The sequence below is a fragment of the Leclercia tamurae genome, from assembly GCF_025566055.1.
Lineage (GTDB): Bacteria > Pseudomonadota > Gammaproteobacteria > Enterobacterales > Enterobacteriaceae > Enterobacter > Enterobacter tamurae.
In genome coordinates this window covers 310,026-334,671 of sequence record NZ_JAMHKS010000078.1, presented here as the reverse complement: position 1 = coordinate 334,671, position 24,646 = coordinate 310,026, and the positions used below count along the sequence as shown (strand labels likewise).

General features: G+C 54.1%; 19 protein-coding genes and 1 other RNA gene. 8 read left to right on the top strand and 12 right to left on the bottom strand.

The window, feature by feature from the left end:
• Positions 1-13 precede the first annotated feature (13 nt).
• The 8 genes from sufB to M8318_RS21465 form a co-directional block, all read right to left on the bottom strand.
• A complete protein-coding gene (gene sufB / locus M8318_RS21500; RefSeq protein ID WP_225758988.1) occupies positions 14-1,501 on the bottom strand; it encodes a Fe-S cluster assembly protein SufB in 1,488 nt (495 codons plus the stop codon).
• A gap of 8 nt (positions 1,502-1,509) precedes the next feature.
• Positions 1,510-1,878 (bottom strand): Fe-S cluster assembly scaffold SufA, encoded by a 369-nt coding sequence (gene sufA / locus M8318_RS21495; RefSeq protein ID WP_106993654.1) that lies wholly within the window; start codon positions 1,876-1,878, stop codon positions 1,510-1,512.
• Between the two features lie 565 nt (positions 1,879-2,443).
• Positions 2,444-3,085, bottom strand: coding sequence for a helix-turn-helix transcriptional regulator (locus tag M8318_RS21490; RefSeq protein WP_262664425.1), 642 nt, complete (start codon positions 3,083-3,085; stop codon positions 2,444-2,446).
• An 18-nt stretch (positions 3,086-3,103) separates the two neighbouring features.
• Positions 3,104-3,616: a fimbrial protein gene (locus tag M8318_RS21485; RefSeq protein ID WP_262664424.1), complete on the bottom strand. Its 513-nt coding sequence runs from the start codon at positions 3,614-3,616 to the stop codon at positions 3,104-3,106.
• A gap of 13 nt (positions 3,617-3,629) precedes the next feature.
• Complete coding sequence (locus M8318_RS21480; protein WP_408612346.1) at positions 3,630-4,637, bottom strand: fimbrial protein; 1,008 nt, start codon at positions 4,635-4,637, stop codon at positions 3,630-3,632.
• A gap of 23 nt (positions 4,638-4,660) precedes the next feature.
• Positions 4,661-7,177, bottom strand: a complete 2,517-nt coding sequence (locus tag M8318_RS21475) for a fimbria/pilus outer membrane usher protein (RefSeq protein ID WP_262664422.1) — start codon at positions 7,175-7,177, stop codon at positions 4,661-4,663.
• Between the two features lie 42 nt (positions 7,178-7,219).
• Positions 7,220-7,894 (bottom strand): fimbrial biogenesis chaperone, encoded by a 675-nt coding sequence (locus M8318_RS21470; protein WP_262664421.1) that lies wholly within the window; start codon positions 7,892-7,894, stop codon positions 7,220-7,222.
• 58 nt (positions 7,895-7,952) lie between these two features.
• Positions 7,953-8,483, bottom strand: a complete 531-nt coding sequence (locus M8318_RS21465) for a fimbrial protein (protein ID WP_262664420.1) — start codon at positions 8,481-8,483, stop codon at positions 7,953-7,955.
• 495 nt (positions 8,484-8,978) lie between these two features.
• Between M8318_RS21465 and M8318_RS21460 the strand changes: the two genes are divergently transcribed.
• Both M8318_RS21460 and M8318_RS21455 read left to right on the top strand, forming a co-directional pair.
• Positions 8,979-9,638 (top strand): helix-turn-helix domain-containing protein, encoded by a 660-nt coding sequence (locus M8318_RS21460; protein WP_262664418.1) that lies wholly within the window; start codon positions 8,979-8,981, stop codon positions 9,636-9,638.
• Between the two features lie 86 nt (positions 9,639-9,724).
• On the top strand, positions 9,725-10,366 hold the full coding sequence (locus M8318_RS21455) for a winged helix-turn-helix transcriptional regulator (protein WP_262664417.1): 642 nt from the start codon (positions 9,725-9,727) through the stop codon (positions 10,364-10,366).
• A gap of 221 nt (positions 10,367-10,587) precedes the next feature.
• Here M8318_RS21455 and menI read toward each other — a convergent pair whose 3' ends face one another.
• Together menI and ydiJ are read right to left on the bottom strand one after the other, a co-directional pair.
• Positions 10,588-10,998, bottom strand: coding sequence for a 1,4-dihydroxy-2-naphthoyl-CoA hydrolase (gene menI / locus M8318_RS21450; RefSeq protein ID WP_106993653.1), 411 nt, complete (start codon positions 10,996-10,998; stop codon positions 10,588-10,590).
• The gene (gene ydiJ / locus M8318_RS21445; RefSeq protein ID WP_262664416.1) at positions 10,995-14,051 is read right to left on the bottom strand and encodes a D-2-hydroxyglutarate dehydrogenase YdiJ; all 3,057 of its coding nucleotides are present in this window, start codon (positions 14,049-14,051) and stop codon (positions 10,995-10,997) included. The genes menI and ydiJ overlap by 4 nt, the downstream gene beginning before the upstream one ends.
• 207 nt (positions 14,052-14,258) lie before the next feature.
• Here ydiJ and ydiK point away from each other — a divergent pair, with 207 nt between their 5' ends.
• Both ydiK and rprA read left to right on the top strand, forming a co-directional pair.
• Positions 14,259-15,371: an AI-2E family transporter YdiK gene (gene ydiK / locus M8318_RS21440; RefSeq protein ID WP_106993651.1), complete on the top strand. Its 1,113-nt coding sequence runs from the start codon at positions 14,259-14,261 to the stop codon at positions 15,369-15,371.
• A gap of 188 nt (positions 15,372-15,559) precedes the next feature.
• An RNA gene (gene rprA, locus M8318_RS21435) (antisense sRNA RprA) lies at positions 15,560-15,670 on the top strand.
• A gap of 100 nt (positions 15,671-15,770) precedes the next feature.
• Here rprA and M8318_RS21430 read toward each other — a convergent pair.
• A complete protein-coding gene (locus tag M8318_RS21430; RefSeq protein ID WP_262664415.1) occupies positions 15,771-16,799 on the bottom strand; it encodes a hypothetical protein in 1,029 nt (342 codons plus the stop codon).
• A gap of 686 nt (positions 16,800-17,485) precedes the next feature.
• Positions 17,486-19,864 carry a phosphoenolpyruvate synthase gene (gene ppsA / locus M8318_RS21425; RefSeq protein ID WP_262664414.1) on the bottom strand — a complete coding sequence of 793 codons (2,379 nt, stop codon included), beginning with the start codon at positions 19,862-19,864 and terminating at the stop codon, positions 17,486-17,488.
• 338 nt (positions 19,865-20,202) lie between these two features.
• Here ppsA and ppsR point away from each other — a divergent pair, with 338 nt between their 5' ends.
• The 4 genes from ppsR to M8318_RS21405 all read left to right on the top strand — a co-directional run bounded on the left by ppsR (position 20,203) and on the right by M8318_RS21405 (position 24,640).
• A complete protein-coding gene (ppsR, locus tag M8318_RS21420) occupies positions 20,203-21,036 on the top strand; it encodes a posphoenolpyruvate synthetase regulatory kinase/phosphorylase PpsR (RefSeq protein WP_262664413.1) in 834 nt (277 codons plus the stop codon).
• A gap of 154 nt (positions 21,037-21,190) precedes the next feature.
• Positions 21,191-22,237 carry a 3-deoxy-7-phosphoheptulonate synthase AroH gene (gene aroH / locus M8318_RS21415; RefSeq protein WP_262664412.1) on the top strand — a complete coding sequence of 349 codons (1,047 nt, stop codon included), beginning with the start codon at positions 21,191-21,193 and terminating at the stop codon, positions 22,235-22,237.
• 110 nt (positions 22,238-22,347) lie between these two features.
• Positions 22,348-22,584: a hemin uptake protein HemP gene (hemP, locus tag M8318_RS21410; RefSeq protein ID WP_181247255.1), complete on the top strand. Its 237-nt coding sequence runs from the start codon at positions 22,348-22,350 to the stop codon at positions 22,582-22,584.
• 70 nt (positions 22,585-22,654) lie between these two features.
• Positions 22,655-24,640: a TonB-dependent hemoglobin/transferrin/lactoferrin family receptor gene (locus M8318_RS21405; RefSeq protein ID WP_262664410.1), complete on the top strand. Its 1,986-nt coding sequence runs from the start codon at positions 22,655-22,657 to the stop codon at positions 24,638-24,640.
• Positions 24,641-24,646 lie beyond the last annotated feature (6 nt).

Here is a 24,646-nt window from a genome sequence, read left to right as displayed (position 1 = left end):
CTTTCCTTAATCCTTAACCGACGCTGTGTTCAAGGCTAATCGCCAGTAATTTCTGCGCTTCAACGGCAAACTCCAGCGGCAGTTCAGAGAACACATCCTTACAGAAGCCGTTCACGATCATTGAGATGGCATCCTCTTCGCTGATCCCGCGCTGCAGACAGTAGAAGAGCTGATCTTCCCCGATCCGCGAGGTGGTAGCTTCGTGCTCCAGCTGGGCGCTGTTGTTCCGGCACTCGACGTACGGGAAGGTATGCGCCCCGCAGTCCGGGCCAATCAGCATCGAATCACACTGGGTAAAGTTGCGCGCGTTAGTCGCCGTCGGCATGATCTTGACTAGTCCGCGATAGCTGTTCTGGCTTTTACCCGCCGAGATCCCTTTCGAGATGATGGTCGATTTAGTGTTTTTACCAATGTGGATCATCTTGGTGCCGGTGTCGGCCTGCTGATGCCCGCTGGTGAGCGCCACGGAATAGAACTCGCCGATGGAGTTATCCCCGCGCAGAATGCAGCTTGGGTATTTCCAGGTGATGGCCGAGCCGGTCTCCGACTGGGTCCAGGACATCTTGCTGTTTTCGCCTTCGCACAGAGCGCGCTTGGTGACGAAGTTCAGAATGCCGCCGGTATTGTTATCCCCCGGGAACCAGTTCTGCACCGTCGAGTATTTCACCTCGGCGTCTTTATGGATGATCACTTCCACTACCGCCGCGTGCAGCTGATAGCTGTCGCGAACCGGGGCGGAACAGCCCTCGATATAGCTGACGTAGCTGCCCTCATCCGCCACCAGAATGGTGCGTTCGAACTGGCCGGTCTTCTCGGCGTTAATGCGGAAATAGGTCGAGAGCTCCATCGGGCAGCGCACACCCTTCGGCACATAGATAAAAGTGCCGTCGGAGGCCACCGCCGCATTGAGCGCCGCAAAGAAGTTATCGTTGCTGGGGACCACGGTGCCGATGTACTTTTTCACCAGCTCGGGGTGATCGTGGATGGCTTCGCCAAAGGAGCAGAAGATGATCCCCTGCTCGCCCAGCTTTTCCCGGTAGGTGGTGGCCACCGAGACGGAGTCGAAGATAGCGTCTACCGCCACCTCACGCCCTTCCCGCACCGGCACGCCGAGCTGCTCGAAGGCCTCTTCCACCTCTTTGCTTAAATAGGCGTTGGCCCCGGTCTGCTGCACCGCACCGGGCTCGGAGGCGCAGGTGTCGTCGCAGTTGCCGCACGACGGCGCCGAGTAGTAGCTGTAATCCTGATAGTTCAGCTTGTCGTAGTGCGCCTTCAGCCAGTGCGGCTCTTCCATCTCCAGCCAGGCTTTGAATGCATTGAGACGGAACTCCAGCATCCAGTCAGGTTCATTACGCTTTGCAGAAATGGCGCGGATGACCTCTTCATTGATCCCTTTTGCCAGCTCATCGGTCTGCAGTTGGGTGAAGAAGCCCTCTTTGTAATTAATGTGGCCGCCGGACCAGGTGTTGACGTCGTCACTTGCTTCAGTATGTCGAGACATAATACCGCCTATACCCCAAAACTTTCGCCGCAGCCGCATTCGTTCTGGGCTTTCGGGTTATTGAATTTGAATAACTGGTTTAAGCCTTCGCGCACGTAGTCCACTTCGGTACCGTCAATAAACGGCATCGCCTGCAAGGGGACATAGAGTCGGGCACCGTCCTGCTCAAAAAGCAGATCGTCTTTAGCCGGTTCGCTGACGGTATCCAGTACATAACCAAAACCGGCGCACCCGGTGGTCTTAACGCCTAACCGCACACCCAGCATGCCCGCCTGCTTGCTCACCAGCTCGCGAATATGCGCCGCTGCGGCAGGTGTTAGCGACAATCCACGCCAGGCAAATTCCGTCGGATCAAATGTTTCTGAATGCTGTTGCATATATTCACCTCTTGTAGTGCGCCCCCAGGGCATAACACCATGTTAGTGATAATGATTATCACTTCAACCCCTCAGTTGCAGGGGCATTCGGCTAAACCGCCCTTTTTGGCTACTTTCATTAAGCATAGACCCTGCTACGGGGGTTAACAGGGTTGATCACATTTACTTAAGCGGCTGATAAAAAGCGTTATTTTGCTGTTATTCGCGGCTGAATGGGATAAATGCAAAATATGTATTGAAAATGCCTATTTTTGGGATAGGAAGTTGGCCGATACGGCTGCTCATACCTGTAAGCGTATTCTGAAAGGGCCGCGGCACAGGCGATGGATGGCCTTCGGGTGCGCTATCCTTGTCTTATAGGGCCAGCATCAGGAGGGGGGATATGCTTACTGCACTATTGATAGTCGCCATCCTGGCCGTGGTCATTACAGGTCTGGTCGTTATGTCTGCCATGCAGGATATAAGAGACGATTACTGATCATCGCACAGAGGACCGCCGCAGTCGGTGAAAATGCATTACTGACCTTACAATAAAGGCCGCGCCTGCGGCCTTTATTGTGTCTCACTATCCTTCGTTCAGAGAGTCACGTAACAGATTTGGCCGGCAATTTTTTTGTGCCATTTTAGTTAATAGCGCCAGCAGTTCATAATCGCTATGCAGTTCGAATTTTTTCATGATGTTATATTTATGGGCACAGACGGTTTTGTAGTTAATCCCTAATTGGTCAGCAATTTTCATAACCGGTTTTCCGAGATACAGATTGGCCATAATTCTTGTCTGCTTAGGCGATAAACTTTTATGCTGACAAGCGGAACAGGAACGGTTATGGGTACCCGCATCGTTGCTGTGTAAGGCTTCCAGTGCTCTGGCAAATACCTGCTGAAAATCGGCCAGAGAAGCATAGCGTGAAACGAAGATCATATCCCTGAAACAGATCGGCAAGGTTTTCGCAGTCGTGGTATGACCGTTGATCACGCCAATAATCCCCCCCTGCTTGCGGGCCAGTAATTCAGGAGAACAAAGAAAGGGTTCGCCAGCACAGAGAGAGAGGACAATGATATCGGCGCGACTGATATTTTCACGGTTAAAATTGGTTGTAATTTGAGTTTCACAAGAGAAATTCATCCTGAAATAATCGACGATAAAGGTTTTCAACCCATGGCAATAAAGCGCATCAAAACCCCTCAATAGCACATTAATCTTCAATTACGGTCTCCTCTTGTCTTAGTTGTACTGTAATGTCACCGCAACAGCGACAGCTATTGTGCCAGGCGTAACCCCGCCAGCCTGCGAATAGGTTACGGCCTGCATGGCCATTGATAATGTGCGATCGGCTGCGACAGCTTGGGTAATACTTTGCCCGGAGCCTTTAATATTCCCGGTACGGGTTTCAATAATTCCCAGCGCAATATTTTCCGCTGACCCGCTATTTTTATAATAATCGCCTCCTGCGACCGGGTCGGTAGTGCCGGTAAAGGTTGTTGTTACGCTACGCGTTCCTTCCGGGCATTGGGTGAAAGAGAGGGTGAAGGGAACCGGAGTGGATAACGAACCCGGTGTGGCCATATTTTTTGCCTGTATATCGCCTAAATTAACGTTTACCGCATCATTTCCCCCGTTGAATATACAAGGGGAGGCCACAATTTTTCCGCTGACGGCGATATTTACCGCATCTGCCGCTGCGGCCTCGAAAACAGGCAGGCAGGCGATCAGTAAACCGCAGATAGTGAATTTCATCGGCCTTTTCCTTTTATTGATAAGTCAGAATTAAGGTCGCACTGGTATTTGCTGTTCCGGTACTTACCGATGTTTGCGTTTGATAATAGCGCGCCGTAATTGGCAAACTTTCCTGACCGCCGCTGGTCTGTTTGAGCACCATATTACGGTTTAACCTCAGCGGAGAGCCGTTATAAATCAGCTGTACGCCGACTCCGCTGGCCACGCCTTCTGAGCCCTGGCCGGACAAGGCCAACACGCTGTCATCGCTCACATCCGGGTTCTGAATACCGCTCAACATGGCGTTGATATTGGCGCCGCTGTCGCAGTTTAAGCCGAGATTTTGCGTCATTTGCGCCCCCGACGGGGTAGTGCCGACGGTGCTACCGAAGCTGCTCGCCAGCACCTCGCCAATGGGGAACACCAGAGTTGGCGTGGTGATAGCGCATGCCACCTGAGTGATGGAGCCTGTTCCAGCATAGACGGGAATGTCAGGCGCTGTCGCCCCGCCCCGATACTGCGCTTCCCAGGCGACAAACGCCGCCAGTTGGCCGCTGACAGAACCGGAGGTAATAGGGCCCGTTTTCCAGAACTGAATAATGGGTTGAAAACTGTAGGTGTCATTCTCGCCAGGATTAGTACTCCAGCTCGCCGTGAACATATCGGCTGCCAGCCAGGTGGTTCCCATATATGTCGCAGGTCCTGCCGTGTTTTTTTCATAATATCCCAGGGAAATCCCGACCCCAGGCAAGCCGGTGTTAAATACACGACGGCCATTGGCGGAGGTAAATGCATAGGTTAATCCCGCACTTTTCATTCCGGCGGATGAACCCTCATTCCCCGTTGCCGTACAGCTATAACCCAGCGCCATTGAGCCATAAATTTCATTGCTGATAGCCTGCCCTACAGGCACATCGCGCTGAACGATAATATTGCCGTAATTCATGCTATAGGGAGATCCAATCAAGGTGTAATCACACCCAAAGCTGTAGAGCGGAAAAATAATCCCTGCCAGCAGTAATATGCGCCTGATAATAAGCATTTGTTGATCCACACAATGAAAGATTAATGGCATACAGAAGCAGCATGAATAATATCACTGCCCGCTTGCTTTATATTGAGCGTATAGTGAGTCTGGCAGCGCTGGTTTTCCCCTTCGCCCCATTTCACCGTTAATTTCCCGTCCGGTTGTAAACCGGATAAATAGACCTGTCCGGCATCGCCCACAATAAAGCCCGAATGCCCTGCCCCTGGTACCGTCGCCATCGCACCAAAAGGTACGGGTCTGCCATTTTGTTGGGTGAGCGTCATCAGTACCCGAAGCCCGACGTTAGCTACATAATCGGCACGAACAATTGCGCCCCGGGTGGGGATCACGGTTTGCACCGTCTGTTCCAGTTCGATATTGGTGGGCAACGTCTCGGTCAATAATGAGATATCGTTTTTCCGGTACGGAGTGATATTGCCCACCAGGGTATAGCCCCGATAATCGGTTTTAACCCCGGATTGATTCTGCACCCCGATGCCCGCCGCTCCTGGAGCTTTAACCAGCACATTGGTTTCTGCCAGCGGCTGAGAAAAGGTGATGCCATCGGCATGGGCCACCACTCCACCCTGCAGAGCGTAATTCAGCCGTTCGCTGTGCTGGTCATAGCTGTAACCCGCAGTCGCCTCGCCATAAGTGCCTTTATAATCACCATTGAGATTGCCGGTATAGCCAACATTGTTGGTGCCATAACCTTGCTGCACATTCCAGCTCAGCGCATTGTTTTCCAGCGCCGTGCCGTTGACGCCAATATTATGCGTCGTGCCGCTGTTTTTACTGGTGGTAACACCGTAATTCGCCCACGTCTGCGGCAGGAAACTTGCCAGCGGAACGCTGACATTAAAAGACAACATCCGATCTTTATCATAACGCTCACTACTGCTGGTCGAACCGGTGCTGCCATTTTCGCTCCAGGTATAGGTCAGGCCATAGCTGACGTTACGCCAGAAGTTGTTGTAACCCAGGTTCCATGAGGTCGTCGTTTTTCCGGCGTTCCAGTAATCTTCCCGGACGGCGCTGAACATCATCGATCCCAGGTTATTCCCCAGCGTCTGGCTCATCGTCAGCTCTGCGCGGTTGCGACGTCGCTCGCTGAGCGCATTGTCGTTGCCCCACGAGTCCAGAACCTCCTGCATGCCGTAATAGCCATTCGTGGAGTAGCGATACCCGGCGATAGCAAATTGCGTTCCGGTGCCAGCAAAATTTTTACTGAAACGCGCCCGCCAGGACTGACCGTTCACTTTTTGCATCTGGTGCGGGGTGGACCAGCCCTGGGTGACATCAGCCGAAAGTGCGCCGAAATCCCCCATATTTTTACCCATACCGATAGCCAGAGAGTGATATTTACTCGCCTCCTGAAGACCGCCATACAGGGTCAGGCCAAAAGGAAGACCGTAGATCCCGGTCAGTTGTCCGAACGGGGTCGCGTTGACGCGGTGATCCCAGGAGCGATACTGCCCGCCGGTCACGGCATATTTCAATTGCCCTTCACGCTGCAGTACCGGTAAAGAGGCGAATGGCACGGTAAAATGCTGCACGCTGCCATCAGCTTCTTTAATTGTTACATCCAGATCCCCTGCGCCACCGGTCGGATACATATCGGTAATTTCAAAGGCACCCGGGGCGACATAGCTCTGGTAAATCTGATAACCATTCTGGCGAATCACTACCTGCGCATTGGTGCGGGCGATCCCCCGCACTACCGGTGCATAACCTTTGAGCGAATCCGGCAACATGTCATCGTCAGAGGCCAACTGCCCGCCGCGAAAGGGCATGCTGTCAAAAACATCTGCCGGGGCGGTACTGTCTCCCAGGGTAAGCAGGGATTTCAGGGGAATGATAGTCCGTTGAGCCCAGGTGTAGACCGTATTCCACTGCGACCGGCCCGCGTCATCACGTGCCCAGGTGGTGTAATTTCGCAAGCGCCATGGGCCGACGTTGATGCCTGGACGCAGGTTCGCGTATTGGCTGTTGGCATGGTCACTGTTTTTTCCGACGTTATTCGCCCCGCTCAGGTTGTAATTGAGTATGGCGGCGGTGATGCCTTCATCCCAAAGCGCAGGTTGCACATAGCCTCTGGCCTGCATCGACAGTGCCGCCTGCGGGACGCTGATGATCAGGCGCTGACTGGAAAACTGAAAGTCGGTGCTGGCCTGCGGTATGGCCGTCAACGTGGCGCACTCTGTATCGGGCTTGCCCAGCTGAGCAAAGCGCTCCGTTCTTACTCCCCACTGCCGAAGCTGTTCCACGCTCAGGCAGGGTTCAAGGTACTCATCACCGTGACTGTCTTTCACTTTTTTAAAGGCGATGTCCTGCGTATCCATCAGCCGATCGTCAATAACAATATCAACGTGGTAAGTCCCCGCAGCCTGCGAACCGGTTTCAAAGCCGGATAAATCGGCCTTATCGATGCCGGGATTATCAATTTCAATCAACTCGGGGTTAAAAAACTCACGCGCCTTTGTGTCATTTGCTAAGCCAGCCAGTGGAATAAGGATCCATGCCAGACGATGTATTGCATATATCATGGTCGTCATTTAATGTCGCTCCCTGAATATGACACTTCACGGCATCAATTCTCACGGGCTTGCCGTATGCGCATCCCCTACACCGCCGTAGTCATTAATGATTTTAAATACCACTGCACCATTACTGACCTGCGAGGGTAAAGGTAAGGTGGCCGTTGAATGAGGTAGTACCCAGGAGACATTCTGAAGTTGTTTTCCGCCCACCGTGATTTCATTAAAATTCATGACGTAATCCGTAGGGTTTGTAACCTGAATGTGATCTCCCATCCGCCGCCAGATTAATTTACTGGCCTGTTCCTCTGGTGTTGAACGTTTTAATCCTGCAGGACGATAGATGAGTTTAATTCGGCTTTTTACGGCAATTTGCAGTGAGTTTACCGCGGTGGTGGCTGAGGGAATTGATTTAATATTCAGCCAGAATAAACTCTCCCGATCCTGAGGTAATGTTCCGGTCAATACAATGCGTTCGATATTTTTCTGGCCTTTATCAAGGCGATAAAGCGGTGGCGTAATAATAAAAGGCACTTTCCCGCCCCCCTCACTCTGCATATCTATCCATGACTGCACCAGATAAGGCGAATCATCCGGATTATTTACGCTGACCGAGGCTTCTTTTTTGCTGCCATCAAAAATGACGCGTGTTCCGCCTATAATGATACCTGCCTGTGCAGCAGTACCACCCGCCATCATTAGACCAACAAGCAAAATGTTGCGAAGAAAGTTCATTTTTTACCTCAATAAAACCGGGGCCGGGATCCGGCCCCATCTGATTTCCGACCGGAGATCAGTTATAAACAATAGAGAAATTAGCGACTGAGTTTGCCGGCCCCGCCGTCACGCCTGACGCTGTCGAAGTATACTGCGCATAGAAATTCAGAACATTATCCTGGGTGCTACTGAGTACGTAGCTGTAGTTGTTATTACCATGCAGGGGCAGATCGCTTTTATCGGCGGTCATCAGGTTAATCGCCACCCCCGTAGCGGCCCCCACCACGGAGTTGTTGATGGCCAGTAAGCTGGCATTGGTTGTATCTGGCGTACCATCAAAACGCACTTTTGCCGTTGTGACGGAAGGTGGACAATCTTTTAATATAATATCGAAGCCTTTTGCGGCTGTTTTGGCTCCAACCCCCGGGAACTCAGTTCTATAAAAATCGCCTAACACCACGGTTTGATTTTGTGATGCCACAGCCACATCACAGGCGGAGTCCAGAATATTTCCAGCAAAGTTGACCGTTCCTGCCGCCGCAAAGGCGCCGGAAGAAGAAATGACCGCCAGAGCTGAAAATGCCATAGCCAGAATATTTCTTTTCATAGAGTTATTCCTCATTGTTTTTAATTATCACCCTTTTGTGGGCAGCCGAATCCGTAAGGAATTGGTTACCTTTTTCTATTTTCGCGCCCTTTTATTAGGTCCATTATTGCAAGCATAAATAGTAAACTGCGCTGCCACCCAACCCAGATGTTGTTCAATTTATGCCCACAGCTCGGCAATCTATATAAAGAGCTTACCAAACTCAAATTATTTCTCGGTCTAATTGTAGACTTTGCGCTGAACGCTTTTGACAGGCTAAAAGAGAGAGGTTTCACGCTGACGATCAAGGCTTTGTTGAATAGTGCTGGCCCTCTATCTCCCGGTCCATAAATAGACTATAAGAAGAAATTCTTTGCAGATCAGGTTATTAACCACTAATTAATACATTCGGTCTATTTTTAGACCCGCCGCTGATATTCCCTATATGAATGGTTTCAAAGATAATTACGTTGTGTAAGACGTAGACAATAATGCCAGTAAGATTGAGGTTCCCTGATGAATACCAGAATGGTGACAATAAATACCGATCCCATGAAAAGTGGTCAGGCTTTAAAACCCTATACAGACATAAACAAGCTGATGAATTATGTCCTGCCTTTCTCCGAAAGGATGACGATTAATAAAGGCGACATAGTGCAATACTATGAAGCGGACATCAGACAATGCCTGGTGTTATTAAGCGGCAGCGTGGCCTTACATCGTCGTGGCGACAGCGTTGTGCTGAACTCCGAATCCGCTCCGTTTATTCTTGGGGTCAGTAGTCAGTATTGCTCAGAACATTTATATGCCCGGGCGCTGGAAACATCCGACGTTGCATGCCTTCCGATGGAATTATTCAATCAAATCGTCACCAATGAAGGGCTGTGGGAACATTTTGCGAAGTTGTTAATCTACGCGGTATCGCGGGTGTATGAGCACTGTTCGCAGATCGCGCAGTTATCCGCTTACGATATTATTCGTCTACAGTTAGTGGAGTTATTACAGGAGCCTGAAGCCGTCAGGCTAAATACCACAGCTGCAGCCTATATTAAAAGCCGCACCTATCTTTCCCGAAGCGGTATCATGCGCATCCTTTCAGAATTGCGAACCGGGGGTTATATCGCCATGCAGCGCGGCGTGCTGCTTGATATCCACCATTTGCCGCAAAAATATTGATATTCAGGGCACTGCAACCGATTCACTACAGCTGACTGGCACTATAATCTTCTTGATTGCGTTCATCCTTTGTCAGCAGGTACACAATGACATCATCCGATATGACTCCCGGTGCAGTTCAGCGAGGGTCGCCCTACGCCCAGGAGCTTATTACTTATCTGCAACCCCATGCGACGCTGCACGACGTCCAGCGGGGAGAACGGTTTGATTTTATGATCAACGGACAGGCGATGTGTTATCTGATCCTGGACGGCGGGATTGCGTTATATCGAAAAAGCAATGACATGCTGCTTTCAACCGCCAACAGCCCGGCATTGTTCGGTCTGGCGAACATGACAGATATCTACTTTGATGACTACTTTACAACCATCAAGCCCTGCAAGATTGGCATTCTGACCACCGATCAAGCCCAGGAGATTTTCAAAGAACAGATGCTCTGGGGACTGGTCTCCCGACATTTGATGTTTCTCTATAACCGCCTGTATAACGAAATCATGCCCCAGGGTACCCCCACCGCTTACGAGCTCATTCGTCATCAGCTTCTGGCACTCATGAAGGAAGAGGAGAGTTTCCGCGCCAGAGTGACGGCTGAGAGGTATATCCGGGATAAAACCCAGCTCTCACGCAGCGGCGTGATGCGCATTCTTGCCGACCTGAAAGCGGGCGGATATGTAGAGATGGAAGAAGGTAAGCTGATCAAAATTAACAAGCTCCCGGCTAAGTATTGAACCAAAAAGAAAGCCCTTAAGACTACCAAAGGTAATCTTAAGGGCTTCTTGCTCCATCCGGCGCTTATCTCCGGCACTCATACTGGCTTAGCTCTTGAAGGAGCATAGGAATAGTCTCATAAACTTTGAGACGCGAATTAACATAAATTGCTGCCTGCCAGAAAGCAGTATGATTTCAAAAAGATAGAAAAGAAAAAAGGCCGCTGTCGCGGCCTTTCGTTTTATACCACCGCGGTGGTCAGCCGCGACGAGCAGCACAGACGCTGCTGTTCATCGAAGATGTCAATCTGCCACACCTGATGCCGCCCGCCGGTATGCAGCGCGCGACAGACACCGCGTACCCGCCCGCTGCGCACGGAACGGATGTGGTTGGCATTCACCTCCAGGCCCACCACCTTCTGCTCCCCTTCGGTGCAGAGATAGCCTGCCACCGAGCCCAGGGTTTCGGCCAGCACCACCGACGCGCCACCGTGCAGCAGGCCAAACGGCTGATGGGTACGGCTGTCCACCGGCATGGTCGCCTCCAGCTCATCCTCGCCGATGCGGGTGAACTGAATGTCCAGCAGCCCCACCATGTTCCCGTCGCTCATGGCGTTTAACGCCTGCAGAGTAACCGCACGTTTCCAGATCATCCCATAATCTCCAGTAAGGCCTGCAATGGATGGCGCACCCCACTGCCCTCAACCCGCTTGACCTGGCTGCGGCAGGAGTAGCCGGTCGCCAGACAGCGATTGCGCGGCAGGCGCTGCATCGCCTGGTGCCAGGAGAGCTCATAGATCCCCAGCGAGTTTTTATGGTTCACCACCTCATGGCCGTAGGTCCCGGCCATACCGCAGCAGCCGACGCTGACGCTCTCGAGCTTCGCGCCAAAGCGGGCAAAGATCGTCGCCCACTGGGCAGGCGCGCCCGGCAGCGCGGTGACTTCGGTGCAGTGGCCGAACAGGTACCAGGCTTCGCCGCTGGTCTCCTGGACGGTTTGCGCGTCGACAATCGTCGGAAGCCACTCATGCACCAGCATCACGTGGAATTCGCCGCGCTTGTCGCCGAGGGTCTGCCGGTACTCGTCGCGATAGCAGAGCACCAGCGCCGGATCGACCCCGACCATCGACATCCCCAGCAGCGCCACCCGGCTGAGGAAATCAGAGGTTTTTTGCGCCGTTTTGGCGAAACGATTGAGGAATCCTTTGATGTGTTGGGCTTTACCGTTCGGTGAGAATGGCAGGAGTACCGGCTGATAGCCTAACCGCTCGACCAGGCGGATAAAGTCAGCCACCACCTGCGCATCGTAATAGCTGGTAAAGGGATCCTGCACCACCAGCACGGTTTTCGCTTTTTGCTCCGGGCTCAGGGTCTCCAGCTGCTCCAGGGTCAGGTTGGCGGAGCGGTGGCCCACCAGCTGACGCTGCAGCGACGGCGTGGAGAGCAGCGGCAGGTCAATCATGCCGATATGCTTTTCGGACAGCTTGCGCACCAGCGGCTGGTTGATAAAGAAGTTGAAGGTCTTCGGTGCGCGGGCCATCAGCGGGGCATAGCTCTCAACCGTCGCCACCAGGTGATCGCGCACCGGGCGCAGGTAACGGCTGTGATAGAGCTGCAGGAAGCGCGAGCGGAACTCCGGCACGTCGATCTTAATCGGGCACTGGGTGGAGCAGGCTTTACAGGCCAGGCAGCCCGACATCGCCTCTTTCACCTCGTGGGAGAAATCGTACTCCCCTTTGCGCGCATGCCAGCTGTTGCGGGTGCGTTCGACAAGGGTGCGCAGGCTGGCGCGTTTTTCCGGCAGCTCTTTCTCCAGCGCCAGCGGATCCACGCCGCGGTCGGCCAGCAGACGCAGCCACTCGCGCACCAGGGTCGCACGCCCTTTCGGGGAGTGGATACGGTTGCTGGTGATCTTCATCGACGGGCACATCGGGCTTTTGGCATCGAAGTTAAAGCACAGACCGTTGCCGTTACACTCCATCGCGCCGCGCCAGGAGGCGCGCACCGCAATCGGGATCTGGCGATCAAAGGTGCCGCGTTTAACCGCGTCCACCTGCATCATCGGGGCATCGACGCCCGCTGGCGGGCAGATTTTACCCGGGTTGAGGCGGTTATCCGGGTCAAAGGCCGCCTTGATTTTGCGCAGCTCGCCAAACAGCGCCTCGCCGAAGAAGGCCGGGCTGTACTCTGCGCGGAACCCTTTCCCGTGCTCGCCCCACAGCAGACCACCGTATTTTGCGGTAAGCGCAACGACCTCATCGGAGATCCGCTTCATCAGCATCTCCTGCTGCGGATCGCACATGTCCAGCGCCGGACGCACGTGCAGCACCCCGGCGTCGACGTGGCCGAACATGCCGTAGCTCAGACCGTGGCTGTCCAGCAGGGCGCGGAATTCCACAATGTAGTCGGCAAGGTGTTCCGGCGGAACGCAGGTATCCTCGGCAAAGGGGATCGGCTTGGCTGCGCCTTTGGCGTTACCCAGCAGGCCCACCGCTTTTTTACGCATCGCATAGATACGCTCGATACCAGCCAGCTCGTTGCACAGTTGCCAGCCAATCACTCCGCCCTCGGCCCGGGCGATCAGCTCGTCCAGCCGCTGGCACAGGGCCTCGACCTGGCTTTCGATAAGCGCAGCGTCATCACCGGCAAACTCAACGATATTCAGGCCCAGCATCTCTTTGTCGGGCACGTCGGTAATCAGCTCGCTGACCGAGTGCCAGACGATATCTTCCCGCGCCAGGTTCAGAACCTTAGAGTCGACGGTTTCTACCGACAGCGCGCGGGCATCCACCATAAAGGGGGCATTGCGCAGCGCGGAATCAAAGGAGTTGTACTTCACGTTCACCAGACGGCGCACTTTTGGCAGTCGGGTGATGTCGAGACGCGCTTCGGTGATAAAGGCCAGCGTGCCTTCGGAACCGGTCAGTATGCGGGTCAGATCGAACTGGCTCAGGTCGTCATTAAAGACGTGGCGCAGATCGTAGCCGGTCAGGAAGCGGTTCAGTTTCGGGAATTTATCGATAATCAGCTGGCGGTTATCGCGACAGCTCTCCAGCACGGTGCGGTAGATGCGCCCGGCGGTGGTGTTGTCCTTGCCGAGCGTCTCGGCCAGTTCGACCGGCACGGGCTGGGTATCAAGAATATCGCCCCCCAGCAGCACCGCCCGCACGCCGAGGACGTGATCGGAGGTTTTGCCGTACACCAGCGAGCCCTGACCCGAAGCGTCGGTATTGATCATCCCGCCGAGGGTGGCGCGGTTACTGGTCGAGAGCTCCGGGGCAAAGAAGTAGCCGTAGGGCTTCAGATACTGGTTAAGCTGATCCTTAATCACCCCGGCTTCTACCCGCACCCACCCCTCTTCCGGGTTGATCTCGATGATGCGGTTCATATAGCGGGACATATCGACAACGATGCCGGTGTTCAGCGCCTGGCCGTTGGTGCCGGTGCCGCCACCGCGGGGGGTAAAGATCAGCGAAGCGAAACGCTCCTGGGAGGCCAGACGGGCCAGGAGGGCCACATCAGCGGTAGAACGGGGAAACACGACGGCATCGGGAAGTAGCTGGTAGATACTGTTGTCGGTCGCCATGGTCAGCCTGTCGGCATAACTGGTGGCGGTATCGCCGGTAAAACCCTGTTGCTCCAAAGCCTGCAAAAAATTGACCACCAGCTGAACGACGCCAGGTGCCTGAGAAATTTGTGGGATCATTACTGTCGACCCTGCCCCATCTGAATTGTTGTAGATAATCGTTTGCGTTGTATCTCACATTTTGTATCACATTTTATTCATATGCGCCCGACAGAATTACAGGCAGAATCAGCCTGTTAAAAATCGCTGAAATCACTAATGATTAGAGTGATGCGGTTTCCTGTTCTCACCGGCCTTTCCGGTGTATTTCAAAGGTAAATTTCAACTATGGTCAATCGACACCAGCCCAGGGACGTTGCACAAGTTTTGCTGTCGGTGCTGTTTCTGGCAATCATGATTATTGCGTGTCTGTGGATTGTTCAACCCTTCATTCTTGGCTTCGCCTGGGCGGGGACGGTGGTGATCGCCACCTGGCCACTGTTCCTCCGGCTGGAGCGTTTGCTGTTTGGTCGCCGTGCGCTGGCCGTGCTGGTAATGACGCTGCTGCTGGTGCTGCTGTTTGTTATTCCTATCGCCTTACTCGTTAACAGCCTGGTGGATGGCAGCGGTCCGCTGATCGCTAACTTCACCAGCGGGGAGATGACGCTCCCGACGCTGGACTGGCTGAACGACATCCCGCTGATTGGCGATAAGCTCTATGCCGGCTGGCATAACCTGCTGGACATGGGCGGCAGCGCGATCATGGCAAAAGTGCGGCCCTACATTGGCGCAACCACCACCTGGTTTGTCGGTACCGCCGCGCACCTGGGCCGCTTTGTGGTCCACTGCGTGCTGATGCTGCTGTTCAGCGCCCTGCTCTACTGGCGCGGCGAACAGGTGGCGCTCGGGGTTCGTCATTTTGCGACACGTCTGGCGTCGGCGCGTGGCGATGCGGCGATGCTGCTGGCAGCGCAGGCCGTGCGCGCGGTGGCGTTAGGTGTGGTGGTGACGGCGCTGGTGCAGTCGGTGCTGGGCGGGATTGGTCTGGCGATTGCCGGCGTGCCGTACGCCACCCTGTTTACGGTGCTGATGCTGTTAACCTGTCTGATGCAGCTGGGCCCTCTGCTGGTGCTGGTCCCAGCGATTGTCTGGCTCTACTGGAGCGGTGATACCACCTGGGGCACGGTGCTGCTGGTCTGGAGCTGCGTGGTGGGCACGATGGATAACGTCATCCGCCCAATCCTGATCAAGATGGGGGCCGACCTGCCGTTAATCCTGATCCTCTCCGGCGTTATTGGCGGCTTGATTGCCTTCGGGATGATCGGTCTGTTTATCGGGCCGGTGCTGCTGGCGGTCTCCTGGCGTCTGTTCTCCGCGTGGGTGCAGGAAGTGCCGCTCCCGCCGACTGACCCGGATGTCCTGCTTCAGAGGCTTCAGGACGAGCGAGAGCTGAGAAAGTAATTTCCCCCGTTCTGGTGGGTTCGCCCACCAGAATGTTAAGCGGCACTTATCATTTGGATTTCCATTAAGCGCGGCTTAACCCGCTTTTATCTGCAATTGCCTCATTCCCCTCATAAAATCTTCACTTTCTTTAAACTATTGAGACGAATCTGATCGACGCAAAAATTCACCATGCCTACTATTAGGTCACGGTTATGAATCAACAACACCTTGATTTATAAGCATGGAAATCCCCTGAGTGAAACAACGAATTGCTGTGTGTAGTCTTTGCCCATCTCCCACGATGGGCTTTTTTTTATAATAAAATTAATGCTCCTGCCTGTGCTGCGGGCCCCCACTGACGATAATGACGGACAGCGACACCCGCCAGGGGGACTGCTCTTACAGCACTACTCTTCGTTATACATTCCACCAATATAAAACAAAGTCGTTGTCAGCATTCACGTATGAGATGTGAGCGTTAACAGGCATGTCAGGTGTAACTGGATTAACCGGAGCCACAGGAGTATCAGGAGTAACAGGCGCCACAGGAGTAGATGGCGTGTCAGGGGTTACAGGTACAACCGGATCCACTATAGGGGTTGGCACAGGCTCAGGGGTTGGTACAGGCGTCGGTGGAGTAATATCAGTAAACTCTTTGTATTTACCCGTTTCCAGATTGGCGACAATTTCAGCGTAATGAGCTGGGCCATAGGCAGCGACAGTTGCAATGCCTTTATCATCAACAGAACGTTCAAAACCATACTGGCCTTCTGTGGTAACTGACTTGTTCCAGCCACGACCGACCTCTTCAGTGCCAATGTAACCACGCGTGTGGACATGTGAGTAGTCACCACTTTTCACATCAACCATATGTGAGCGCTGAGTTGGAGATACAACGTTAACGCCAACACGAGTCACTTCATCGTTTTTCACTACACTGGTGCGATAGGCCGCATTTGCAACATCGTTGTAAAGAGAGACATGACCGACAGTATTCACACCATCATTCACGCCATGCACACTGATACCACCCATACCGTCTTTATAGCTACCCGTTGCCACGGCCGTCTTAGTGCCATTGGTTACCGCTACAGAATGAGAGCGATAGTCTGTAGAAATAACGTTACTTTCCATTCGGGTGACATTACCAATAGTGGTCGTTTTGGTACCCACTATCGCACCGTCGTTCACAGCCACAGTACGAGTGGTGTCACCCATATTGATTGAGCCACGCGCAAAGCCGTTAAAGGTGTGCCCATTATCAATGCGGCTGGCTTTACGATCATTAACATTATGGCCATTGAAAGAATGATTATTAAACGAATGATTATTAAAAGAATGCCCGCCCATATGGCCACCACCGTGACCACCGTGACCACCGTGACCACCGTGAGCGGAGGCAGCAAAAGAGCAAAGAATAAGTAAACCTAAAAAAGAACGTTTCATTTTTGAATTCCACACTTAAATTAATAGAACAGCGCGGGGTAATCATATTCATGAGAATGACCCCGGCGCGTAATCAACTATTTGCTATCGCTGAAGAAGCACAATCAACTCATTAAACGCGACAACCTTAAATCTCAAGTGGGCTATATAACCCGGAGCATAAACAATCTAATGCTTTAGCATTAATACTTCCGTATATAATTCTCTATTGGGATGTGATCTCTTGCGAAATAACATCCTGAATAGTACGAATAGACATTCTTATGCCTGGATTGTTCTGCAACAAAGAAAAAGGCCATCGTGCGTTAATAGTAATTACCTCTTAGCTCCTGACGTCGCTCATTAAGAATGTTCTTACAAGAAAAAACAGTCAACGCTAACGGCCCTGAATAGCACAAATACATCAAATAAAAACAGCGTTAAAAGATCTGGCTATTTTTTAAGCACTTGAAATTTTTATTTAAATCGCGCAGGCAAACACGGTGATAACACAACGATTAACGTCAGTGCTCTATCTCTGTTTATATTACCATTAACCGTGATTGATATTCCTGAATAGGGATAGATGTTATGTCATAACAAGTGACAATCATACTGGCGCAATTGCGATGAGGTGCAAATAAGCATGAAACATAAAAAAGGCGAGGACCAAAGTCCTCGCCTTTATGCGTTGCAGAAGCGTGACGTTACTTGTTCAGTTCCGCCAGGCTCAGCCAGGTTTGCACCACGGTGTCCGGGTTCAGGGACAGACTGTCGATCCCCTCTTCCATCAGCCAGGCAGCAAAGTCTTCATGGTCAGAAGGTCCCTGACCGCAGATGCCAACATATTTACCCTGTTTCTTCGCCGCGCGGATGGCCATCGACAGCAGCGCTTTGACCGCCTCGTTACGCTCATCAAACAGCGCAGAGACTACGCCAGAGTCACGATCCAGGCCCAGCGCCAGCTGCGTCATATCGTTGGAGCCGATAGAGAAGCCATCGAAGTGCTCCAGGAACTGATCCGCCAGCAGGGCGTTGGACGGGATCTCACACATCATGATGATTTTGAGACCGTTCTCGCCGCGCTTCAGCCCCTGACGGGCCAACTCGTCGACAACCGCTTTCGCCTGATCGACGGTACGCACGAACGGCACCATGATTTCGACGTTGGTCAGCCCCATCTCGTTACGCACGCGTTTCACCGCGTCGCACTCCAGCGCAAAGCAGTCGCGGAAGCTGTCAGAGACGTAACGACCGGCGCCGCGGAAGCCCAGCATCGGGTTCTCTTCTTCCGGCTCGTAACGCTCGCCGCCCACCAGGTTGGCATATTCGTTAGATTTGAAGTCGGAGAGACGCACAATGACGCGTTTCGGGTAGAAGGCTGCGCCCAGGGTAGCGATCCCTTCGGTCAGACGGCCAACGTAGAACTCTTTCGGCGAGTCGTAGCCCTTCATCATCTCGCGGATCTCTTTCTGCAGCTTCGGATCCTGGTCGTCAAACTCCAGCAGCGCGCGAGGGTGAACCCCGATCATGCGGTTGATGATGAACTCCAGACGCGCCAGGCCAACGCCTTCGTTAGGCAGGCAGGCGAAGTCAAAGGCGCGGTCCGGGTTACCGACGTTCATCATGATCTTCAGCGGCAGGTCCGGCATGGTGTCAACGCTGGAGCTCTTGACGCTAAAGTCGAGGATCTCGGCGTAGACGTAGCCAGTATCGCCTTCGGCACAGGAGACGGTGACGTTCTGGTCATCCTTCATGCGCTCGGTGGCGTCACCGCAGCCCACTACGGCCGGGATGCCCAGCTCACGGGCGATGATTGCCGCGTGACAGGTACGCCCGCCACGGTTGGTGACAATCGCCGCAGCCTTTTTCATGATCGGTTCCCAGTCCGGGTCGGTCATGTCGGTCACCAGCACGTCGCCCGGCTGGATACGGTTCATTTCGCTGATGTCGTGGATCACCTTCACCGGACCAGCGCCGATGCGGTGGCCGATGGCGCGGCCTTCCGCGATGATATTGCCCTGGGCATGCAGCGTATAACGTTCCATCACCTGACCGCGGGAACGCACGGTTTCAGGTCGCGCCTGGACGATAAACAGTTTGCCGGTGTTGCCATCTTTGGCCCATTCGATATCCATCGGACGGCCATAGTGCTTCTCGATCTGCACCGCCTGCTTCGCCAGCTCCTGCACTTCGGCATCGGTCAGGGAGAAGCGGTCACACTGCTCCTGCGGCACATCTTCAATTCGCACCTGCTTGCCATGCTCCTGAGTCGGAGCATAGATCATGCGGATTTTTTTCGAGCCCATGGTGCGACGCACGATAGCCGGGCGATCCGCTGCCAGAGTTGGCTTGTGAACGTAGAACTCGTCCGGGTTAACGGCACCCTGCACCACCATCTCGCCAAGACCCCAGGCGGAGGTGATAAAGACCACCTGATCGAAGCCCGATTCGGTATCAATAGAGAACATCACGCCTGACGAGGCCAGATCCGAACGCACCATGCGCTGCACGCCAGCCGACAGCGCCACGCCGCGGTGGTCATAACCCTGATGTACGCGGTAGGAGATCGCGCGGTCGTTAAACAGGGAGGCGAACACATGTTTTACTGCCACCAGCACGGCATCGTAGCCCTGCACGTTGAGGAAGGTCTCCTGCTGCCCGGCGAACGAGGCGTCCGGCATATCTTCTGCGGTGGCGGAGGAGCGCACGGCAAAGGAGGCCTGCGCATCATCAGCAGAGAGCTGGTTGTAGGCGTCGTGAATGGCTTGTTCCAGTTCAGGCTGGAAAGGTGTATCGATAATCCACTGGCGGATTTGGGTCCCGGCCTTTGCAAGCTCAGAGACATCATCAATGTCCGTGTTATCCAGTAGTTCGTAAATGCGCTGGTTTACGCCGCTTTGGTCCAGAAAATAGTTAAAGGCATCGGCGGTAGTCGCAAATCCATTCGGTACGGAGACACCCATACTGGACAGATTCGTAATCATTTCACCCAGGGAGGCATTTTTGCCTCCAACTCTGTCTACATCATTCATGCCGAGTTGGTTATACCAAAGCACCAGCGGTGACGAGCCATTGTTGGACATCGAAACAATCCTTTTGTGATATATGAACGGGTTTTAAGAAACTCCTTACTGCGTATTTATACTGTCATATTTATTCGCGCTAAAAAAACGGTGAATCGTGTAAGCACTTTTATTTTTTAGCTTTTCAGACTGTTCCCGCTTAAATCCTAACCTGATGATTCTTATAGAATCCCACAAAAAAACTCAGACTTTAGGGTGATTTTGAAAAATGAAACACCCCTTTCATTAAAAATAAAAATAGCGTTTCATTTTTAATTTCCGTCCGGCGTTGACTGTTGTATTTTACTTTTTTAATTTATGCTTTCAGTCAATTACATCTGATATACAGAGTGTGCAAAATGGATAATGCTGTCGATCGCCACGTTTTTTATATTTCCGATGGTACGGCAATCACCGCCGAAGTGTTGGGCCATGCGGTGATGTCGCAATTCCCGGTCTCTATCAACAGCATCACGCTGCCGTTCGTGGAAAACGAGAGCCGTGCCCGAGCGGTGAAAGATCAAATTGACGCCATTTTCCAGCAGACCGGTGAGCGTCCGCTGGTGTTCTACTCGATTGTGATCCCGGAAATCCGCAATATCATTCTGCAAAGTGAAGGCTTCTGTCAGGACATTGTCCAGGCGCTGGTGGCCCCGTTGCAGGAGGAGCTGAAGCTGGATCCGACCCCGGTGGCACACCGTACCCACGGCCTGAACCCGGCGAATATCATCAAGTATGACGCCCGTATCGCCGCCATTGATTACACCCTCGCCCACGACGACGGTATTTCGATGCGTAACCTCGATCAGGCCCAGGTCATTCTGCTCGGCGTTTCCCGTTGCGGGAAAACCCCCACCAGCCTCTATCTGGCGCTTCAGTTCGGGATCCGCGCCGCAAACTACCCCTTTATTGCCGACGACATGGACAATCTCGTTCTCCCGGCGGCGCTTAAACCCCTGCAGCATAAGCTCTTCGGTCTGACCATTAACCCGGAACGGCTGGCGGCGATCCGCGAAGAGCGCCGGGAGAACAGCCGCTACGCCTCAATGCGTCAGTGCCGTCTGGAAGTCGCCGAAGTCGAAGCCCTGTACCGGAAAAACAACATTCCGTGTCTGAACAGTACCAACTATTCGGTAGAAGAGATCGCCACCAAAATCCTCGACATTATGGGCCTCAACCGTCGCATGTACTAATCGACTAGTACATCAGTCCATAATCCTTTATACTCCCACCCCACAACAGGGCACCGCTTGTGCCCTGCACTTGAATTCAGCGGGGATTGGTTTAAGGTGATGCCCATCACTTCCCGGTAAGTTACCGTTGAAGCACTACATTCTGAGAAATACCATGAACAAAACCGATGAACTGCGCACAGCGCGTATCGATAGCCTGGTGACGCCAGCTGAACTGGCCCAGCGGTACCCTGTTTCTGCGGCAGTGGCAGAAAACGTGACAACGTCACGCAAACGTATTGAAAAAATCCTTAACGGGGAAGATCGCCGCCTGCTGGTGATTGTTGGCCCCTGCTCTATTCACGATCTTGATGCCGCAATGGACTATGCCCAACGCCTGAAAGGGCTGCGGGATAAGCACCATTCTCTTCTGGAAATCGTGATGCGCACCTACTTCGAGAAGCCGCGCACCGTGGTGGGCTGGAAAGGGCTGATCTCCGACCCTGATCTAAACGGCAGTTACAGGGTGAATCACGGCATTCAGCTGGCGCGTAAGCTGCTGTTGCAGGTTAACGAGCTGGGCGTGCCGACTGCCACCGAATTCCTCGATATGGTGACCGGTCAGTTTATCGCCGACCTGATTAGCTGGGGGGCCATTGGGGCTCGCACCACCGAAAGCCAGATCCACCGTGAAATGGCCTCGGCGCTCTCCTGTCCGGTGGGCTTTAAAAACGGTACCGACGGCAATACCCGCATCGCGGTGGACGCCATCCGCGCCGCCCGCGCCAGCCACATGTTCCTGTCGCCGGACAAGAATGGTCAGATGACTATCTATCAGACCAGCGGCAACCCGTACGGGCACATCATCATGCGCGGCGGCAAGCAGCCGAATTATCACTCTCAGGATCTGGCGGAAGCCTGCGATACCCTGCGTGAGTTCGACCTGCCCGAGCAGCTGGTGGTGGATTTCAGCCACGGCAACTGCCAGAAACAGCACCGCCGTCAGCTGGACGTCTGCGATGAGATTTGCCAGCAGATCCGCAACGGCTCAACCGCTATCGCCGGGATCATGGCCGAAAGCTTCCTGCGCGAAGGCACGCAAAAAGTGGTGGTCGGTCAGCCCATCACCTACGGTCAGTCAATTACCGACCCTTGCCTGAGCTGGGAAGATACCGAGGTGTTGCTGGATAAACTTGCCTCGGCAGTCGACAGTCGTTTTTAAAAGCCATGCCGGGTGGCGGCTTCGCCTTACCCGGCTTTTTCCCAGGCCGCACCATTCCTACCTCACTGTTTTTTCATAAAACGCTTGCCGTCAAAATCGATTTGTTGATAATGATTATCATTGTTACATTGATTGCTATTTTGAAAAACATTATGTCACGTATGGATAACACTGCAGCAACGCTCACTCGTCCTGAAGACAAAACACAGCCTGCCCCAGGCGCAACCGACCGTCGCATCGACAGTAAACAGCTGTTGGGCGAGGAAGGCCGCGTCATAATTGAGCATGACGGCCAGCACTACCTGTTGCGTCAGACACATGCCGGAAAATTGATCCTCACAAAATAAGTTCCCCCCGCCAGCCACCCAGGTTCCCCCAGGCAGCCAGCGCTTTTCACTTTTAAATGGAGAGTGGCTCATGCCATACCTGAATACCGCATCTTTACGCCCGTCGCTGCTGGCGCTGGCGATTGTCAGTGCCCTGCCGGGCGCGGCGATTGCCGCCACCGACGACATGACCGTTACCGCCACCGGCAATGCCCGCAGCGCCTTTGAAGCGCCGATGATGGTCAGCGTCATTGATGCTACCGACCCGGAAAATCAAACCGCCAGCTCCGCCGCCGATCTGCTGCGCCACGTGCCCGGCCTGACTCTCGACGGCACCGGGCGCACCAATGGCCAGGACGTCAATCTGCGCGGATACGATCGTCGCGGCGTACTGGTGCTGGTGGACGGCGTGCGTCAGGGCACCGATACCGGTCACCTGAACAGCACCTTCCTCGACCCGGCGCTGATCAAGCGTATCGAGATCGTGCGCGGACCCTCGGCGCTGCTGTACGGCAGCGGCGCAATGGGCGGGGTGATCGCCTATGACACCGCCGACGCGAAAGATCTGCTCCAGGCCGGACAAACCAGCGGCTACCGCGTGTTTGGTACCGCCGCCACCGGCGATCATAGCCTCGGCATGGGGGCCAGCGCCTTTGGCCGTACCGACACCCTCGACGGTCTGGTGGCCTGGTCGAGCCGGGATCGCGGAGATATCCGCCAGGGCGGTGGCGGCACTGCGCCGAATGACGAATCGATCAACAACATGCTGGCGAAAGGCAGCTGGCAGATGGACGAGGCCCAGTCCCTGAACGGCTCGCTGCGTTACTACAATAACGCGGCGCAGGAGCCGAAAAATCCGCAGACCATCGAGGCGGACGACAGCAGCAACCCGATGACCGACCGCTCCACCATTCAGCGGGACGTCCAGCTCGGGTATCACCTCGCCCCGGCGGGCAACAACTGGCTGAACGCCGATGCCCGCCTCTACTGGTCTGAGGCACGAATCAATGCCCAGAACATCGACGGCAGCGGCGAATTCCGCCAGCAGACCACCAAAGGCGGCAAAGTGGAGAACCGCACCCGCCTGTTCGCCGACTCCTTCGCCTCGCACCTGCTGACCTACGGCGGGGAGTATTACCGTCAGGAGCAGGAGCCGTCCGGTGCCACTACCGGCTTCCCGGATGCGAGCATCGATTTCAGCTCCGGCTGGATCCAGGATGAGATCACCCTGCGCGATCTGCCGATCACCCTGCTGGGCGGTACCCGCTACGATAACTACAGCGGCAGCAGCGAGGGCTACGACGATGTGGACGCCGATAAATGGTCCTCGCGCGCCGGGATCACCGTGGCGCCGGCGGACTGGCTGATGCTGTTCGGCTCTTATGCCCAGGCCTTCCGCGCCCCGACGATGGGCGAAATGTATAACGACGCCAAACACTTCTCCATTGGCCGGTTCTACACCAACTACTGGGTGCCGAACCCGAACCTGCGCCCGGAAACCAACGAAACCCAGGAGTACGGGTTTGGTCTACGCTTTGACGATCTACTGCTGGCTAACGATGCACTGGAGTTCAAAGCCAGCTACTTTGATACCCATGCCAAAGATTACATCTCCACCACCGTCGATTTTGCCGCTGCGACCACCATGTCGTACAACGTGCCGAACGCCAAAATCTGGGGCTGGGACCTGATGGCGAAATACTCCGCCAGCCTGTTCAACCTCGACCTGGCCTATAACCGCACCCGCGGCAAAGACAGCGACACCGGCGAGTACATCTCCAGCATCAGTCCGGACACCGTCTCCAGCAAGCTGGATGTCCCGCTGGCGCAGAGCGGCTTTAGCGTCGGCTGGATCGGCACCTTCGCCGATCGTTCCACCCATGTGAGCAGCAGCTACAGCCACCAGCCGGGCTACGCGGTGAATGATTTCTACGTCAGCTATCAGGGGCAGCAGGCGCTGAAAGGGGTGACCACCACCCTGGTGCTCGGCAACGCTTTCGACAAAGAGTACTGGTCTCCGCAGGGCATCCCGCAGGATGGCCGCAACGGCAAGATTTTCGTGAGTTATCAGTGGTAATTACCC

Coding starts and splice junctions, on each gene's coding strand:
- sufB (WP_225758988.1), bottom strand. CDS start 1,501: ATGTCTCGACATACTGAAGCAAGTGACGACGTCAACACCTGGTCCGGC.
- sufA (WP_106993654.1), bottom strand. CDS start 1,878: ATGCAACAGCATTCAGAAACATTTGATCCGACGGAATTTGCCTGGCGT.
- M8318_RS21485 (WP_262664424.1), bottom strand. CDS start 3,616: ATGAAATTCACTATCTGCGGTTTACTGATCGCCTGCCTGCCTGTTTTC.
- M8318_RS21480 (WP_408612346.1), bottom strand. CDS start 4,637: ATGCTTATTATCAGGCGCATATTACTGCTGGCAGGGATTATTTTTCCG.
- M8318_RS21475 (WP_262664422.1), bottom strand. CDS start 7,177: ATGACGACCATGATATATGCAATACATCGTCTGGCATGGATCCTTATT.
- M8318_RS21470 (WP_262664421.1), bottom strand. CDS start 7,894: ATGAACTTTCTTCGCAACATTTTGCTTGTTGGTCTAATGATGGCGGGT.
- M8318_RS21465 (WP_262664420.1), bottom strand. CDS start 8,483: ATGAAAAGAAATATTCTGGCTATGGCATTTTCAGCTCTGGCGGTCATT.
- M8318_RS21460 (WP_262664418.1), top strand. CDS start 8,979: ATGAATACCAGAATGGTGACAATAAATACCGATCCCATGAAAAGTGGT.
- M8318_RS21455 (WP_262664417.1), top strand. CDS start 9,725: ATGACATCATCCGATATGACTCCCGGTGCAGTTCAGCGAGGGTCGCCC.
- menI (WP_106993653.1), bottom strand. CDS start 10,998: ATGATCTGGAAACGTGCGGTTACTCTGCAGGCGTTAAACGCCATGAGC.
- ydiJ (WP_262664416.1), bottom strand. CDS start 14,051: ATGATCCCACAAATTTCTCAGGCACCTGGCGTCGTTCAGCTGGTGGTC.
- ydiK (WP_106993651.1), top strand. CDS start 14,259: ATGGTCAATCGACACCAGCCCAGGGACGTTGCACAAGTTTTGCTGTCG.
- M8318_RS21430 (WP_262664415.1), bottom strand. CDS start 16,799: ATGAAACGTTCTTTTTTAGGTTTACTTATTCTTTGCTCTTTTGCTGCC.
- ppsA (WP_262664414.1), bottom strand. CDS start 19,864: ATGTCCAACAATGGCTCGTCACCGCTGGTGCTTTGGTATAACCAACTC.
- ppsR (WP_262664413.1), top strand. CDS start 20,203: ATGGATAATGCTGTCGATCGCCACGTTTTTTATATTTCCGATGGTACG.
- aroH (WP_262664412.1), top strand. CDS start 21,191: ATGAACAAAACCGATGAACTGCGCACAGCGCGTATCGATAGCCTGGTG.
- hemP (WP_181247255.1), top strand. CDS start 22,348: ATGATTATCATTGTTACATTGATTGCTATTTTGAAAAACATTATGTCA.
- M8318_RS21405 (WP_262664410.1), top strand. CDS start 22,655: ATGCCATACCTGAATACCGCATCTTTACGCCCGTCGCTGCTGGCGCTG.